The organism is Kitasatospora sp. NPDC002551 (assembly GCF_040296005.1).
Classification (GTDB): domain Bacteria; phylum Actinomycetota; class Actinomycetes; order Streptomycetales; family Streptomycetaceae; genus Kitasatospora.
Window position 1 is genome coordinate 79,941 of the sequence record NZ_JBEOWI010000006.1, and the last position, 15,056, is coordinate 94,996.

Genomic DNA, 15,056 nt, shown 5'->3' on the forward strand with positions numbered 1-15,056 from the left:
CGGGCGGCCCGCACAACCGCGCAAGGGTTCCGCGGGGCCGTCCGCCGTCCGGGTCACAGCGGGGCGAGGGGGTGCGCCCGGCGTCAGCGGCGGGCGGTGCGGGTGCGCCAGGGGAGCTCGACGGTCACCGTGGTCGGACCGCCGTCCGGGCTCTCCACCAGGAACACCCCGTCCACCGCGCGGATCCGCTCGGCCAGTCCGGCCAGGCCGCTGCCCGGGTAGGGGGCCGCGCCGCCCTTGCCGTCGTCCTGGACCAGCAGCATCAGCTGGTCGTCGGCCCGCCAGACGTCCACCGTGGCGGAGCGGGCGCCGGCGTGCTTGGAGATGTTGGTCAGCAGCTCGCTGACCGTGAAGTAGGCGATGCCCTCGACCGCCGAGTCGGGTCGGTCGGTGGCGCCGTCCGGGGCCTTCAGGTCGACGTGCACCTTGACCCCCTCCGGGACGGTGCAGCGCGCGGCCACCGAGGACAGCGCCGCGTCCAGGCCGCGGTCGGTGAGCACCGCCGGGTGGATGCCCCGGGCCAGGTCGCGCAGCTCCTGCAGGGCCAGCTTCACCTCGCCGTGGGCGTTGTCGACCATCTTGGCGGCGGCCGCCACGTCCTGCGGCGTCTCGGTCTCCCGCAGCCGCTCCTTGGCCATGCCGAGGTCCATCGCCAGCGCCACCAGCCGGGCCTGGGCGCCGTCGTGCAGGTCGCGCTCGATCCGGCGCAGGTCGGCGGCGGCGGTGTCGACCACGGTGCCCCGGTCGTCCTCCAGCTCGCGCACCCGCTCGGACAGGACGCCCGGGTGCAGCAGGGTCTCCACCAGCATCCGGTCCACCGCCGACTGGGCGCGGATCGCCCACGGCAGGGCCGGCCAGCCGACCAGCACGAAGACCAGGGTCAGCGCGAAGCCGAGGACGCCCCAGGGCAGCATCAGCACGTTGTAGAGGGCCGAGCGCCAGGAGAGCGCGTCGGTCAGGTGGGCGATCGCGAAGCCGGTGACGCCCGGCCGGCGGCGCGGCACCGGCTCCGGCTCGTGCACCTCGGAGCCGTACAGGGCCCGGGCCCGGCGGCGGGCGAAGCCGCTCATCGACCGGCAGCCGGCCAGTCCGGCGGCCAGCAGCGGCAGGCCGATGACGGTGACCGACAGGGCGAGGCCGACGGACAGCGTCACGACCGTGAAGACGAAGCCGGCGATCCCGAGCGGCAGGTTCAGCAACAGCCGCCCGACCTGGCGCCACATCCGCGCACCGTACAGCGGGGCGTGTCCGGCGGGCGCCGGCGGCTCCTGGCCGACGCCCCCGGCCGTGCCGTCCATTCGCTTCATCTCCGTCTACCGTCCTTTTCCGGTCGAGCTGTGCCTCTAGCTTGGCCGGTGGGGGGTAGGTGAGGCCATGGGGGTGATACGTCTCCCGGGGCGGGGGTTATCCCCACCCCGGGCGGGGCGCCGGCCGTCCACCGGTTGTCCATCGGGTGTCTTGCGGATCGGGCAGGATGCGGGGCACCGGTGCCGTGCACTTAGACTCACGCACTGGCGATGGTATTGAGCGTGTAAAGGAACGTCGTAGAACCTCCCCGAGGGCGGGTTCCGCGGCCGATGTGGAGGCGAGGCATGGTGGGGCAGCGGGCGGCTTCGGTCGCGGCCGACCCGGCGGCCGGCAGCGGCTACTTCGACGCGTACGCCGCGATGGGCCTGCTCGCCGTCGTCGGCGTGCTCTTCGTGACGGTGGCGTTCACGGCGAACCGCCTGCTGCGGCCGGTGGTGTACTCGCCCGAGAAACTCCTCGCCTACGAGTGCGGCGTGGACCCGGTGGGGGAGGACTGGGCGCACACCCAGGTCCGCTACTACGTCTACGCCTTCCTGTACGTGATCTTCGCGGTCGACGCGATCTACCTGTTCCCGTGGGCGACCGTCTTCGCCTCCGCCGGGTACGGCGCCGGGACGCTGGTCGAGATGTTCGTCTTCATCGGCTTCCTCGCGGTCGGACTGCTCTACGCCTGGAAGAAGGGCGTTCTGGAATGGACGTGACGCACACCCACTCGCACGGGCACGACGCCTCCGGCGGCCCCGTTCCGCTGGGCGTGCCGGACCCGTCGCGCCCCGGTGCCGCCGTCGAGCGGCGCGGCATCGGCCCGCTGGCCCGGCTCGCGCCGGACCCGGTGAAGGTCGTCCTCAACTGGGGGCGGCGCTACAGCCTCTGGTGCTTCAACTTCGGCCTGGCCTGCTGCGCGATCGAGTTCATCGCGGCCTCGATGGCCAAGCACGACTTCATCCGGATGGGCGTCATCCCCTTCGCACCGGGCCCCCGGCAGGCCGATCTGATGATCGTCTCGGGGACGGTGACCGACAAGATGGCGCCCGCCGTCAAGCGCCTCTACGAGCAGATGCCCGAGCCGAAGTACGTCATCTCCTTCGGGGCCTGCTCCAACTCCGGCGGGCCCTACTGGGACTCCTACTCGGTGACCAAGGGCGTCGACCAGATCATCCCGGTGGACGTCTACGTGCCCGGCTGCCCGCCCCGTCCGGAGGCGCTGCTCCAGGGCATCCTCAAGCTCCAGGAGAAGATCGCCGCCGAGTCGCTGCCCGGCCGCTACACCGCGCCCGCGGCGGCGCTGCGGCGTCCGCCGGTGGCCGGTCCGGATGCCGCCGCCGGCTCCACCGGTGCGGCCGGTGCGGCCGGTTCCGGTTCCGTCGAGGGAGGGGTCTCGTGACCACGGCCGAGCAGTACGCGGCGTCGGTCGGGGAGTGGGCGACCGGCGCCGAGGCGTACGGGCTGATCACCGTCGACGTGCCGGCGGAACACTGGATCGAGGCGCTCACCGCCGCCCGGGACACCCTGGGCCTCGGCTTCTTCGACTGGCTCAGCGCCGTCGACGAGCTCGCCGAGGGCTTCTCGGTGGTCGCCCATCTCGCCGCCGTCGACGCCCCGGGCGTGCGCCACCTGGCGCTGCGCACCCGGGTGCCGCGCGAGGCGGCCGCGCTGCCGACCGCCGTCCCGGTGTACGCCGGGGCCGCCTGGCACGAGCGCGAGACGCACGAGATGTTCGGCATCGACTTCGCCGGGCACCCCCACCTGATCACCCTGCTGCTGCCGGACGGCTTCGAGGGACACCCGCTGCGCAAGGAGTTCGTGCTCGCGGCCCGGGTCGCCAAGGCCTGGCCGGGCGCCAAGGAGCCGGGCGAGTCCGACCACGGCGACGGGCCGGCGCGGCGCAAGATGCAGCCGGCCGGTGTGCCGGACCCGAACGAGTGGGGGCCGCTCAAGGGCACCCTGCCGCCGGTCGCCGAGCGGCCGGCGCGCGGTGCCCGGGCGGCCGGCGCCGCCGGTGCGGCCCGGACGCCGCGCGGCGCGGCCGCGGGTGCGGCCGGTGCCGAGGGCGCCGCCGCGGTGCGGGCGGACCGGCCGAGGCGGACGCGCTCGGTCTCCGAGGGGTCGGCGAGCCAGGCGCCCGGCGAGGCCGCCCCGGCGCCCGCCCGGACGCGGTCCTCCGACGCGCCGTGGCACAACCCGGTGCCGGCGCACGACGAGCCCGAGCGGCCCGCCGCCGAGCCGTCGGCCGGGGAGCCGGTGGCCGGGGAGCCGGTGGCCGGGAAGCCGGCGGCCGAGGAGCCGGTGGCGGAGAAGCCCGCCGCGGAGGAACCCGCCGCCGCGGAGCGCGGGACGAGCGAGACACCGCCGGCCGAGTCGGCCGGCCAGGACGGAGACGGCGCGTGAACCTGTTCGACACGGTGCTGCGCTGCGTCGCCACGCTGGTCGTCTTCCTCACCCTCCCCCTGGTCATCGGCCAGACCGAGCACAAGGTGATGGCGCACATGCAGGGCCGCCTCGGCCCGATGTACGCCGGTGGCTTCCACGGCTGGGCGCAGCTGATCGCGGACGGCGTGAAGTTCGCCCAGAAGGAGGACATCGTCCCGGCCGGCGCCGACCGGCGGATCTTCCAGCTGGCGCCCGCCGTCTCGCTGCTGCCGTACCTGCTGGTGCTGCTGGCGATCCCGGTCGGGCCGGGCGGCTTCGTCGGGCAGGCGGTGGACGCCGGCCTGTTCTTCGTGCTGGCCGTCATGGGCGTCGGCGTGATCGGCAAGCTGATGGCCGGCTGGGCCTCGGCCAACAAGTTCTCACTGCTCGGCGGTCTGCGGACGGCCGCGCAGCTGATGTCCTACGAGCTGCCGATGGTGCTCGCCGCCGCCTCCGTGGCGATGGCCGCCGGGACGCTCTCGCTGCCCGGGATCATGGACGCCTGGGAGTGGTACTGGATCCCGTGGCAGCTGATCGGCGGCTTCGTGTTCTTCACGGCCGGCCTGGCCGAGCTGCAGCGCCCGCCGTTCGACATGCCGGTCGCCGACTCCGAGATCATCTTCGGCGCGTACACCGAGTACACCGGTCTGCGCTTCGCGCTGTTCCTGCTCTCCGAGTACGCGGGCATCCTGGTGGTCTCCGCGCTGACCGCCGTGCTCTTCCTCGGCGGCTGGCACGGCCCGCTGCCGGACCAGCTCGGCTGGCTGTGGACCCTGCTGAAGACCTTCGCGCTGGCCTTCGTGGTGATCTGGCTGCGGGTCACCTACCCCCGGCTGCGCGAGGACCAGCTGATGCGCTTCGCGTGGACCGCGCTGATCCCGCTCGCCCTCGTCCAGCTGGCCCTCACCGGCATCATCAAGGTGGCGATCTCATGAGTTTCCCCGGTGCGGGCCTGGCCAAGGGCCTGGCCGTCACCCTGCGGACGATGACGAAGAAGAGCATCACCGCGCAGTACCCCGACGCGCAGCCGGCCCTCCCGCCGCGCTCGCGCGGGGTGATCGCGCTGCTGGAGGAGAACTGCACGGTCTGCATGCTCTGCGCCCGTGAGTGCCCGGACTGGTGCATCTACATCGACTCCCACAAGGAGACGCTGCCGGCCGCCGACCCGAACGCGCGCGCCCGCACCCGCAACGTGCTGGACCGCTTCGCCATCGACTTCTCGCTCTGCATGTACTGCGGGATCTGCATCGAGGTGTGCCCGTTCGACGCGCTGTTCTGGTCGCCCGAGTTCGAGTACGCGGAGACCGACATCCTGGAGCTGACCCACGAGCGGGACCGGCTGCGGGAGTGGATGTGGACGGTGCCGGTGCCGCCGGCGCTGGACCCGGCGGCCGAGGAGCCCAAGGAGATCGCGACCGCGCGCAAGTCCGCCGACAAGCTGGCGGCCGCCGCGGCCAAGGCGGCGGAAGCGGCCGAGCCGGCGCAGGACGGTGGTGACGCGTGAAGGGCGCCCTCACCCTGCTCGCCGCGACCGGGTCGCTGGACCCGGCCGCTCGCTCGTTCCTCTCCCCGACCGGGGTGGAGATCGTCTTCCTGCTGGTCGGCGTCGCCGTGCTCGGCTCGGCCCTGGTCGCCGTCACCACCAAGCAGCTGGTGCACGCCGCGCTCTGGCTGGTCGTCGCGCTCGGCGGCCTCGCGGTGGAGTTCCTGCTGCTCACCGCCGAGTTCATCGCCTGGGTGCAGGTGCTGATCTACCTCGGCTCGGTGGTCGTCCTGGTGCTGTTCGGCCTGATGCTCACCAAGGCGCCGATCGGGCGCTCACCGGACGCCGACTCCGGGAACCGCTGGCTCGCCCTGGTCGTCGCGCTGGCCTCGGCCGGCACGCTGGTGACGCTGGTCGTGGACGCCTTCCGGACGTCCTGGATCGACCTCGGCGCGGGCGGCGGCTCGGCGGCGGTGACCGGCGCGAGCCTGTTCCGGACCTGGGTGCTGCCCTTCGAGGCGCTCTCGGTGCTGCTGCTGGCCGCGCTGGTCGGCGCGATCGTGCTGTCGCGCGGCAACCGGAGCCGGGTGCCGGCGCCTCGGGCCGGGCGGATCCGGGCCGGCCGGCCGGTCGGCTCCAACCGCACGGTCGCCGAGGCCGAGGAGCGGGCCGGGAGCCGGCCCGCGGACCGGGCCGCGACCGGGGACGGGCCCGCGCCTGCTCCGACCACCCCCGAGCAGGAGGGCTGATGCACCTCGCCTACCCCGTCGTCCTCGCCGCGCTGCTGTTCAGCGTCGGCGTCTACGGCGTGCTCGCCCGGCGCAACGTCATCCTGGTGCTGATGTCCGTCGAGCTGATGCTCAACGCCGTCAACCTCAACCTCGTCGCCTTCGACGCCTGGCTGCGCGACGCGCTGCACGCCGGGCAGGCGCTGACCCTGTTCACCATCACCGTCGCCGCCGCCGAGATCGGCCTCGGGCTCGCCATCGTCCTGCTGCTGTTCCAGGCCCGGGGCACCGCGGACGTCGACCGGGTCACCGCGCTCGGCGACCCGGCCGAGTCCACCGCCGACGCCGAGCAGGCGCCGGCCGGAGCCGAGGCGCTGAAGGGCCGGGCCACCGCATGAACCTCGCCCTGCCCGCTCTCGTCCCCGCGCTGCCCGCGCTCGGCGCGGCGGCGACCCTCGCCACCGGCAAGCGCGTGCCCGGCCTCGCCAAGCCGCTGGCGATCGTGCCGGTCGCCGTCTCGGCGGTGCTCGCGCTGGTCGTCGCGCTCCAGCTCGGCAGCGGCCAGGCGCTGGACGCCGCCACCCGGCTCACCCCGACCGGCGGCCCGGACATCGCGCTCGCGATCCACCTGGACGGCTTCAGCTCGCTGATCTCGGTGCTGGTCGGCCTGGTCGCCACCTGCGTGCAGGTCTACTCGACCGCCTACCTCAAGGACGACCCGCGCTACCCCTCGTACGCGGCGCTGGTCTCGCTGTTCACGGCGGCGATGTTCCTGGTCGTCTACTCCGGGGACCTCGTCGTGCTGCTGGTCGGCTGGGAGGTCATGGGCATCTGCTCGTACTTCCTGATCGGCCACCACTGGGAGACCGAGGACGCCCGCTCCGCCTCGCTCAAGGCCTTCCTGGTCACCAAGCTCGGCGACGTGCCGTTCCTGTTCGGCGTCTTCCTGCTCGGCGCCGACGCCGGGAGCTTCCGGATCGAGGACGTGCTGCGGGCCGCCACCGAGGGGCGGCTCGGCCACCCGACGCTGGTCGCGCTGCTGCTGCTGGCCGGGGTGGCCGGCAAGAGCGCGCAGTTCCCGCTGCACACCTGGCTCCCGGACGCGATGGCCGGCCCGACGCCGGTCTCCGCGCTGATCCACGCCGCCACCATGGTCGCGGCCGGCATCTACCTGGTGGCCCGGCTGCTGCCGGTCTTCCTGCTCTCCGGCGCGGCGCTGGTCGTGCTGGCGGTGATGGCCGCCGTGACGATGATCGGCTCGGCCCTGTGCGCGCTCGCCCAGGACGACCTCAAGCGGGTGCTGGCCTACTCGACCGTCGGCCAGCTCGGCTACATGGCCGGCGCGCTGGCCAGCGGCGACCGCCAGGCGTCGGTCTTCCACCTGGTCAGCCACGGCGCCTTCAAGGCGCTGCTGTTCCTCGCCGCCGGTGTGGTGATCCACGCCGCGCACACCAACTCGATCTCCGCGATGTCCCGCATCCCCGGGCTGCGCAAGCGCGTCCCGGACGCCTACTGGACGATGGGCATCGCGCTGGTCGCCCTGGTCGGCCTGCCGCCGTTCGCCGGCTTCTTCAGCAAGGAGGCGGTGCTGACCGCCGCCGAGCACGCCGCCAACGGCGAGGCGCTGACCAACGGCCTCGGCCCCGCCTCGGCGGTGCCGCAGGCGGCCGGCTGGATCGTGCTGATCTCGGCCGGGCTCACCGCGCTGCTCACCGCGGCCTACGCCGCCCGGCTGTTCCTGGTGGCCTTCCACAGCCCGGCGGGCGCGGCCGCGGCGGCGCCCGAGGTGCTGCCCGCCGCCGACCGGGCCACGGTCGCCGGCGACCACGAGGCCGGCGCCCCCTACTCGCCCGAGCCGGACGAGGCCGACCCGGCCGTCGCCGAGCCGCCCGCGATGCGCTGGCCGCTGTGGGTGCTGGCCGTGCCGACCATGGGCTTCGGCGTCACCGGCCTGCGCTCGGACTGGTTGCCCGCGCTGCTGGACGGCGGCTCGCTGCGGCCCTCCGCGGTCACCGCCGTGATCGGCACCGGCCTCGCCGTGGTCGGCGCGCTGCTGGCCTACGGGGCCTGGCGCTCCGCCACCGCGCGGGTGCCCGGGCAGGCCGGAGCCCCGGCCGCCGGGACGGTCGTCGCCGACCCCGGGCGCGCCCTGCTCGGCCCGCTGTTCGACCCGGCCCGGCACGGCTTCGGCGTCGACCGGCTCTACGGCGCGCTGTTCGTCCGCCCGGTCGAGGCCGCCGCCCGCCTGGTCCGCTTCCTCGACCGCGAGGTCGTGGAGACGTACGTGCGCGGCGCCGGTGCCGGGGCGGGCCTGCTCGGCCGCGCCGTCCGGCTCGCCCAGACCGGCAACGCGCAGACCTACCTCAGCGCGCTGCTCGCCGGCGTCGTCCTGCTGGTCGTCCTGGTGGCGGTGTAACCGATGCCGTGCCTCCCTTCCCCGTCCGCCGTCGTCGCTAGGAGCCCCCGATGAACGCGGTCCTCATCGCCCTCCTGGTGCTGCCGCTGCTCGGCGCCGCGCTCACCCTGGCCCCGGTGTTCGGCGCGGACCCGGCCGCCGCCGACCGGCGAGCGCTGCGCTTCAGCACCGTGGTGACCGGCGCCGTCCTGGTGCTCACCCTCGTCCTGGCCGCCGGCTTCGACCACGACGAGCCCGCCCGGATGCAGGCCACCACCGACGTGTCCTGGATCCCGGCCATCGGCGTGCGCCTCCACCTCGGTGTGGACGGCGTCTCGCTGCCGCTGATCGTCCTGACCTCGCTGCTCACCTTCCTCTGCGCGCTCTACTCGGAGCGACGGCTGCCGTCCGGTGAGGCCCGGGGCGGAGCCCCCGACGCCGACCGTCCCTCGGCCCGGGCCTTCGCCGGGCTGTTCCTCCTCCTCGAAGTCGGCATGCTCGCCACCTTCGCGGTGCTGGACCTCCTGCTCTTCTTCCTGGCCTTCGAGATCGTGCTGATCCCGATGTACTTCCTGATCGCCCGCTGGGGCAGCGGGGCGAAGGTGCCGGCCGCCAACCGCTTCATCCTCTACACGCTGCTCGGCTCGGCCGTGATGCTGCTCGGCTTCCTGCTGGTCGGCGGCAAGGCGGGCACCTTCGACATGCAGGCCCTCGCCGCCGCCCACGGCTCCGGCCTGAGCCACTCCACCCAGGTGATCGCCGCGCTGGCGATCATGGTCGGGCTCGCGGTGAAGGCTCCCGCCTGGCCGCTGCACAGCTGGCTCCCGGACGCGCACACCGCGGCGCCGACCGTCGGCTCCGTGCTGCTCGCCGGCGTGCTGCTGAAGATGGGCACCTACGGCCTGGTCCGCGTCCTCCTCCCGGTCGTCCCCGACGGCACCACGACGCTCGCCCCCTACCTGGGAGCGTTCGCCGCCGTCGGCATCGTCTACGGCTCACTGGCCTGCCTCGCGCTCGCGCGGCGCGGCGCCAAGGGCGACCTCAAGCGCCTGATCGCCTACTCCTCCGTCGGCCACATGGGCTTCGTCCTGCTGGGCATCGCCTCCCTCACCCCGGTGGGCGTCAACGGCGCGCTGTTCGCGAACATCGCGCACGGTCTGATCACCGGCCTGCTGTTCTTCGTGGTCGGGGCGCTCAAGGACCGCTACGGGACGGCGGACCTCGACACCCTCTCCGGCGCCACCGGCGCCGCCCTCTACGGGCGGGCACCACGGCTCGGCGCGCTGCTCGCCTTCGCCGCCGTCGCCAGCCTCGGCCTGCCCGGACTGGCCGGCTTCTGGGGCGAGCTGCTCGCGATGTTCGGCGCGTTCGACCCGGCCGACGGCCTCTCGCGCCCCGCGTTCGTCACCTACATGGTCCTGGCCGGCCTCGGCACCCTCCTCACCGCCGCCTATCTGCTGATCGTGGTCAAGCGCGTCTGCATGGGCGACCCGAAGCAGCCCGCCCCGGTGGCCGAGCTCGCCGACCTGCGCCCGTACGAGGCCGTCAGCTGGACGCCGCTGGCCGCCCTCACCCTGCTCGCCGGTCTCTGGCCCGCGCTGCTGCTCGGCCTCTCCGACCCCGCCGTCAAACACCTCCTCGGGGGTGGCTGATCATGCTCGGCACCGCACTCGGACCTCACTCCACGGGGCAGACCACTGTGACCTCCCTCGCCGTCCCCAACCCGGGCAGCCTGATCCAGTCCGTGGACTGGGTGGCGATCGCGCCCCCGCTGATCGCCGCGCTGGCCGCGCTCGCCGTGCTGGTCACCGACCTCTTCCTGCCCGCGCAGCACAAGCGGTGGCTCGGCCGGCTCACCGCCGCCGGACTCGCCCTCGCGCTCGTCTCGCTCCTCCCGCTCACCGGGGGATCACCCCGGGCCACCTTCTGTGCGCAGAACGTAACAGGAGCCACTGACAACGGTGGCTGCTCGTACGTCGCCGACCACTTCGCCCTGGTCTTCCAGCTGCTCGCGCTCGGCGGCGCGCTGATCGCCGCGCTGCTGTCCGCGCACACGGTGGACGAGGAGAAGCTGCCCGGCGGCGAGTACTGGTTCCTGCTGCTCTCCAGCGCCACCGGCGCCGCCCTGCTGCCCGCCTCCCGCGACCTCGCCACCCTGGTGATCGCCCTGGAGGTGGCCTCGCTGCCCGCCTTCGCCCTGGTCGCGCTGCGCCGGGACGGCCGGGGCGCCGAGGCCGCGCTGAAGTTCTTCCTCTCCTCCGTCACCGCGACCGCCGTGATGCTGCTCGGCATCGGCTTCGTCTACGCGGCGAGCGGCAGCCTGCACCTGGGCGCCGTCGCCACCGGCCTGGAACAGGCGCCCGCGCAGCTGAAGCCGCTGGCCGAGGCGGGCGCCGTGCTCACCCTGGTCGGCTTCGCCTTCAAGGTCGCCGCCGTCCCCTTCCACTTCTGGGTGCCGGACACCTACACCGGCGCCCCGCTGCCGGTGGCCGGCTACCTCTCGGTGGTCGGCAAGGCGGCCGGCCTGGCCGGCCTGGCGCTGGCCACCACGATCGCCTTCCGCCCGTACGCGCACACCTGGGGCCTGACGCTCGCGGTGCTGGCCGCCGTCACCATGACGGTCGGCAACGTGGGCGCGCTGCGCCAGCGCTTCGACACCCGGTACAGCGCGGTCCGGCTGCTCGCCTGGTCCTCGGTGGGCCAGGCCGGCTACCTGCTGGTGCCGCTGGCCGCGGCCGGCTACGCGCCCACCGCGACCGACCCGCTGGGCGCCACCGCCGCCTACGCGCTGATCTACGGCGTGGTCAACCTCGGGGCCTTCGGCGTGGTGGCGGCGGTCGGCCGCAGGGCCGGGACCAGCGTGGACGACTTCCGCGGCCTGTTCGCCCGCAACCGCTGGACGGCGCTGGCGCTGGCGTTCTTCCTGCTCTGCCTGGCCGGACTGCCGCCGGGCGTGATCGGCCTGTTCGGCAAGGTGGTGGTGTTCCAGGCCGCCGTCGACGCCGGGCTCGGCTGGCTGGCCGTGGTCATGGCCGTCAATGTGGTCGTCGCCCTGTACTACTACCTGCTCTGGACCGCCCGGCTGTTCGCCCCGGCCCAGGGCGAGGCCGCCGCCGGGGCCCCGGCCGCCGGTCACCGCCTGCCGGTGTCGCTGACCGCCACCCTGGGGCTCACCGCCTCGGCGGCGGTGGTGCTCTCGGTGGCCCCGCAGCTGGTCCTCCAGGTGGTCGGCGGCTCGCTGTTCTGACCCTCCCCGCGGTGTGTGCCGAGGTCGGAGCGGGTGGCCGCGGCCGGCCCGGCCGGGTGTCGCGCTGGTCACAAGGGAACAAGGCCGCCGTCCCCGCCCGTTGACCCGGCAGGAGGGACGAGGCAGAAAGGGCTTCCCCACGCACCATTGGAGGGCCAGCCGTGCACCGCCGGCACAACGGACTGAGGACCGCCGCCCTGCTCGGCGGCCTCTCGGCGCTGATCCTGGTGATCGGCGGCTTCTTCGGACGCACGGGCTTCGTGATCGCGCTGCTGGTCGCCCTCGGCACCAACGCCTACGCGTACTGGAACAGCGACAAGCTCGCCCTGCGCGCGATGCGCGCCCGCCCGGTGAGCGAGATCGAGGCCCCGCAGCTGTACCGGATCGTCCGGGAGCTCTCCACCGCGGCCCGCCAGCCGATGCCCCGGCTCTACATCTCGCCGACCCCGGCCCCCAACGCCTTCGCCACCGGCCGCAACCCGCGCAACGCGGCGGTCTGCTGCACCGACGGCATCCTGCAGCTGCTCGACGAGCGCGAGCTGCGCGGCGTCCTCGGCCACGAGCTGAGCCACGTCTACAACCGCGACATCCTGATCGCCTCGGTGGCCGGGGCGCTCGCCTCGGTGGTGATGTTCCTGGTCAACTTCGCCTGGCTGATCCCGTTCGGCCGCGGCGAGGACGACGACGGGCCGGGCCTGTTCGGGATGCTCGCGATCATGATCCTCGGCCCGGTCGCGGCCTCGCTGATCCAGCTGGCCGTCAGCCGCTCCCGCGAGTACCAGGCCGACGCCGACGGCGCCCGGATCACCGGCGACCCGCTCGCCCTGGCGAGCGCGCTGCGCAAGCTGGACGCCGGCACCCGGCAGCTGCCGCTGCCCCCGGAGCCGCAGATCCAGACCGCCAGCCACATGATGATCGCCAGCCCCTTCCGGACCGGCGAGGCCGGCGCGAAGCTCTTCTCCACCCACCCGCCGATGGCCGAGCGGATCGCCCGGCTGGAGCGGATGGCCGGGCACCGGGCCTAGGGTCCACGCCGGGCGGCCCGCCGTCAGCCGGTGACCTCCTCGAAGGCCAGCCGCAGCCGGTGGACGCCCTCCACCACCTGGGCGGAGCTCTCGGCGGCCGCGTAGCTCATCCGCAGGTGCGGGGCCGGCGGCTCGGCCGCGTGGTACGGGCGGCCGGGCGTCACCTGGACGCCGGCCCGCAGCGCGGCGGCGGTCAGCGCGCCGTCGTCGACGCCGTCCGGGAGGCGCAGCCACAGGTGGTAGCCGCCGGGCCGGTACGCGCCGAGCGTGCCCGGCAGCTCCCGGTGCAGGGCGGCGACGGCGGCGGTGCGGCGGTTGCGCAGCTCGGTGCCGAGGGCCCGCAGATGGCGCGCCCAGCCGGGGTCGGCGACCAGTTCCAGCGTCGCCTCCTGCAGGGGCCGGGGCACGAAGAAGCTGTCCACCACCTGGGTCGCCCGCAGCCGGGCGAGCGCCGGCCCGCGCGCGGTGAGCGCGCCGACCCGCAGGTTGGGCGAGGCGGCCTTGGTCAGCGAGCGCAGGTGCACCACCACCCCGTCGCGGTCCTCGGCGGCGAGCGGGCGCGGCAGCGCGGGGGCGTCCGGGTGGACCAGCAGCCGGGCGAAGTCGTCCTCGACGACGAACGCGCCCGCCGCCCGGGCGATCCGCAGCACCTCGCCGCGGCGTTCGGGGGAGAGCACCGCGCCGGTCGGGTTCTGGAACAGCGGCTGGCAGACGAAGACCCGCGCCCGGGTGGCGGCGAAGGCGTCCGCCAGCAGGTCGGTGCGCACGCCGTCGGCGTCGACCGGTACCGGGACGGGCCGCAGCCCGGCCGCCCGGACCACCGCCAGGATCCCCGAGTACGTCGGCGACTCCACCAGGACGGGGGCGCCGGGCGCGGCGAGCGAGCGCATCGCCACGGTGAGCCCGCCCTGCCCGCCCGCGGTGATCAGGACGTCCCCGGTGCCGATCGGCCCGCCGTGGCCGCCGATGTCGCGGGCGAACCAGCCGCGCAGCTCGGTGAGGCCGTCGGTGGGCGGGCGCTCCCAGGCGCCCGGCCGCCGTCCGGCCCGGGCGAGGGCGGCGGCGAGCAGGCGCTCGGGCAGCAGCGAGGCGTGCGGGTAGCCGGCGTTGAGGTCGATGACGTCGGGCGGCGGCACGCGCAGGGTGGCGAACACCGGGGCGGCCAGCAGGTCGCGCGGGCCGGTGTCGCTGCTGAGCGCGAGCTCCTGCCAGGAGAGGTCGCCCGGACGGGCGGCGGGGGCGCCCGCCGCGGCTCCCGGGCCGCCCGCGAAGGCCGCCGCCCGGAACACCCCGGCGCCCGGGCGGGTGACCACCAGGCCCTCGGCGGCCAGGACGGCGATGGCGCGGGAGACCGTCCCCGGGCTGACCTGGTGGCGCTCCCTCAGGGCCCGGCTCGACGGCAGCTTCCGCCCTTCCGGGTAGCGCTCCACCTCGCGGCGCAGGCTGTCGGCGAGTTCGGCCACACTGCTACGCTCGGTCATGAGAGCACAAGATAGCGCTACGCACCCCTTGGCGGTAGCGGCACGACCCGCTTCGGCGCCCGCCCCGACGGGGGCCCCGGGCACCGTCCTGGCCGCCCTGGGCGTCCTCTCCTTCTCCTTCAGCTTCCCCGCCACCGCCTGGGCGCTGACCGGCTTCGGCCCCTGGACGGCCACCGGTCTGCGCGGTCTGCTCGCCGGTCTGCTCGCCGCCCTCTGCCTCACGGCCGCCCGCGTCCCGCTGCCCGAACGCCGCCACTGGCCCGGCCTGCTGGTGGTCTCGGCCGGCTGCGTGCTCGGCTTCCCGCTGCTCACCACGCTGGCCCTGCGCACCTCCTCCACCGCGCACTCGGCCGTCGTCATCGGCCTGCTGCCGCTGGCCACCGCCGCCGTCGCCGCCCTGCGCTCCCGCCGGGACGGCCGCCGCCCGTCGCGGCTGTTCTGGGGCGCGGCGCTGGCCGGGGCGGTGGCGGTGCTGGGGTTCACCCTGCTGCAGAGCCACGGGCGGCCCGGCCCGGCCGACCTCTGCCTGGGCGCGGCGCTGCTGGTCTGCGCGGCCGGGTACGCGGAGGGCGGGCGGATCTCCCGGGAACTGCCCGGCTGGCAGGTGATCGGCTGGGCGGTGGTCGCCGCGCTGCCGGTCACCGCGCTGACCACGGCCCTGGCGCTGCCCGCCGAGCCGGTGCACCTCGGGGCGAAGGCGGCGGCCGGGCTGCTGTACACGGCGGCCGTCTCGCAGTTCGGCGGCTTCGTGGTCTGGTACCGGGGGATGGCGCTGATCGGGGTCCCGAGGGCGAGCCAGCTCCAGCTGGCCCAGCCGCTGGTCACCCTGGTCTGGTCGGTGCTGCTGCTCGGCGAGGACCTGCCGGCCGCGGCCCCCGTGACCGCGGTGGTGGTGCTGCTCTGCATCGCGTTCACCCAGCGGGCCCGGGCCTGAGGCCGGGCACGGCGCCGCCGCCCGGCCCCGTACGCGGTACGGGGCC

Annotated in this window: 14 protein-coding genes; 12 read left to right on the plus strand and 2 right to left on the minus strand. The window is 74.8% G+C overall.

Translation table 11 applies throughout. The features are described from left to right. Positions 1 to 83: 83 nt before the first annotated feature. A complete protein-coding gene (locus tag ABT093_RS08240) occupies positions 84 to 1,298 on the minus strand; it encodes a sensor histidine kinase (RefSeq protein WP_502884178.1) in 1,215 nt (404 codons plus the stop codon). 294 nt (positions 1,299 to 1,592) lie between these two features. On the opposite strand from ABT093_RS08240, the gene ABT093_RS08245 reads away from it, so the two are divergent. From ABT093_RS08245 to htpX, 11 genes are all read left to right on the plus strand, one after another. Then, complete coding sequence (locus ABT093_RS08245; protein ID WP_350561717.1) at positions 1,593 to 2,009, plus strand: NADH-quinone oxidoreductase subunit A; 417 nt, start codon at positions 1,593 to 1,595, stop codon at positions 2,007 to 2,009. After that, positions 2,000 to 2,692 carry an NADH-quinone oxidoreductase subunit B gene (locus ABT093_RS08250; protein ID WP_350561719.1) on the plus strand — a complete coding sequence of 231 codons (693 nt, stop codon included), beginning with the start codon at positions 2,000 to 2,002 and terminating at the stop codon, positions 2,690 to 2,692. The genes ABT093_RS08245 and ABT093_RS08250 overlap by 10 nt, the downstream gene beginning before the upstream one ends. Further along, positions 2,689 to 3,696, plus strand: coding sequence for an NADH-quinone oxidoreductase subunit C (locus ABT093_RS08255; protein ID WP_350561721.1), 1,008 nt, complete (start codon positions 2,689 to 2,691; stop codon positions 3,694 to 3,696). Before ABT093_RS08250 ends, ABT093_RS08255 begins: the two co-directional genes overlap by 4 nt. Beyond that, complete coding sequence (locus tag ABT093_RS08260) at positions 3,693 to 4,652, plus strand: complex I subunit 1/NuoH family protein (RefSeq protein WP_425554840.1); 960 nt, start codon at positions 3,693 to 3,695, stop codon at positions 4,650 to 4,652. Before ABT093_RS08255 ends, ABT093_RS08260 begins: the two co-directional genes overlap by 4 nt. Then, entirely contained in the window at positions 4,649 to 5,221 is a 573-nt protein-coding gene (locus ABT093_RS08265) for a NuoI/complex I 23 kDa subunit family protein (RefSeq protein ID WP_350561723.1), read from the plus strand. The genes ABT093_RS08260 and ABT093_RS08265 overlap by 4 nt, the downstream gene beginning before the upstream one ends. Beyond that, positions 5,218 to 5,949, plus strand: coding sequence for an NADH-quinone oxidoreductase subunit J family protein (locus tag ABT093_RS08270; protein ID WP_350561725.1), 732 nt, complete (start codon positions 5,218 to 5,220; stop codon positions 5,947 to 5,949). The genes ABT093_RS08265 and ABT093_RS08270 overlap by 4 nt, the downstream gene beginning before the upstream one ends. After that, entirely contained in the window at positions 5,949 to 6,326 is a 378-nt protein-coding gene (gene nuoK, locus ABT093_RS08275) for an NADH-quinone oxidoreductase subunit NuoK (protein ID WP_350561727.1), read from the plus strand. Before ABT093_RS08270 ends, nuoK begins: the two co-directional genes overlap by 1 nt. Then, on the plus strand, positions 6,323 to 8,344 hold the full coding sequence (locus ABT093_RS08280) for an NADH-quinone oxidoreductase subunit 5 family protein (protein WP_350561729.1): 2,022 nt from the start codon (positions 6,323 to 6,325) through the stop codon (positions 8,342 to 8,344). The genes nuoK and ABT093_RS08280 overlap by 4 nt, the downstream gene beginning before the upstream one ends. A gap of 50 nt (positions 8,345 to 8,394) precedes the next feature. After that, positions 8,395 to 9,975 (plus strand): complex I subunit 4 family protein, encoded by a 1,581-nt coding sequence (locus tag ABT093_RS08285; protein ID WP_350561731.1) that lies wholly within the window; start codon positions 8,395 to 8,397, stop codon positions 9,973 to 9,975. 2 nt (positions 9,976 to 9,977) lie between these two features. Then, a complete protein-coding gene (locus ABT093_RS08290) occupies positions 9,978 to 11,570 on the plus strand; it encodes an NADH-quinone oxidoreductase subunit N (RefSeq protein WP_350561733.1) in 1,593 nt (530 codons plus the stop codon). 161 nt (positions 11,571 to 11,731) lie between these two features. After that, on the plus strand, positions 11,732 to 12,595 hold the full coding sequence (htpX, locus tag ABT093_RS08295) for a zinc metalloprotease HtpX (RefSeq protein WP_350561735.1): 864 nt from the start codon (positions 11,732 to 11,734) through the stop codon (positions 12,593 to 12,595). A gap of 23 nt (positions 12,596 to 12,618) precedes the next feature. Here htpX and ABT093_RS08300 read toward each other — a convergent pair whose 3' ends face one another. Continuing rightward, entirely contained in the window at positions 12,619 to 14,076 is a 1,458-nt protein-coding gene (locus ABT093_RS08300) for an aminotransferase-like domain-containing protein (protein ID WP_350561737.1), read from the minus strand. Here ABT093_RS08300 and ABT093_RS08305 point away from each other — a divergent pair. Continuing rightward, entirely contained in the window at positions 14,075 to 15,010 is a 936-nt protein-coding gene (locus tag ABT093_RS08305) for a DMT family transporter (protein WP_350561739.1), read from the plus strand. The two genes, ABT093_RS08300 and ABT093_RS08305, sit on opposite strands and share 2 nt — an antisense overlap. Positions 15,011 to 15,056: the final 46 nt, after the last annotated feature.

Coding starts and splice junctions, on each gene's coding strand:
- ABT093_RS08240 (WP_502884178.1), bottom strand. CDS start 1,298: ATGGACGGCACGGCCGGGGGCGTCGGCCAGGAGCCGCCGGCGCCCGCC.
- ABT093_RS08245 (WP_350561717.1), top strand. CDS start 1,593: ATGGTGGGGCAGCGGGCGGCTTCGGTCGCGGCCGACCCGGCGGCCGGC.
- ABT093_RS08280 (WP_350561729.1), top strand. CDS start 6,323: ATGAACCTCGCCCTGCCCGCTCTCGTCCCCGCGCTGCCCGCGCTCGGC.
- ABT093_RS08300 (WP_350561737.1), bottom strand. CDS start 14,076: ATGACCGAGCGTAGCAGTGTGGCCGAACTCGCCGACAGCCTGCGCCGC.
- ABT093_RS08250 (WP_350561719.1), top strand. CDS start 2,000: ATGGACGTGACGCACACCCACTCGCACGGGCACGACGCCTCCGGCGGC.
- ABT093_RS08290 (WP_350561733.1), top strand. CDS start 9,978: ATGCTCGGCACCGCACTCGGACCTCACTCCACGGGGCAGACCACTGTG.
- nuoK (WP_350561727.1), top strand. CDS start 5,949: ATGCACCTCGCCTACCCCGTCGTCCTCGCCGCGCTGCTGTTCAGCGTC.
- ABT093_RS08265 (WP_350561723.1), top strand. CDS start 4,649: ATGAGTTTCCCCGGTGCGGGCCTGGCCAAGGGCCTGGCCGTCACCCTG.
- ABT093_RS08285 (WP_350561731.1), top strand. CDS start 8,395: ATGAACGCGGTCCTCATCGCCCTCCTGGTGCTGCCGCTGCTCGGCGCC.
- ABT093_RS08305 (WP_350561739.1), top strand. CDS start 14,075: ATGAGAGCACAAGATAGCGCTACGCACCCCTTGGCGGTAGCGGCACGA.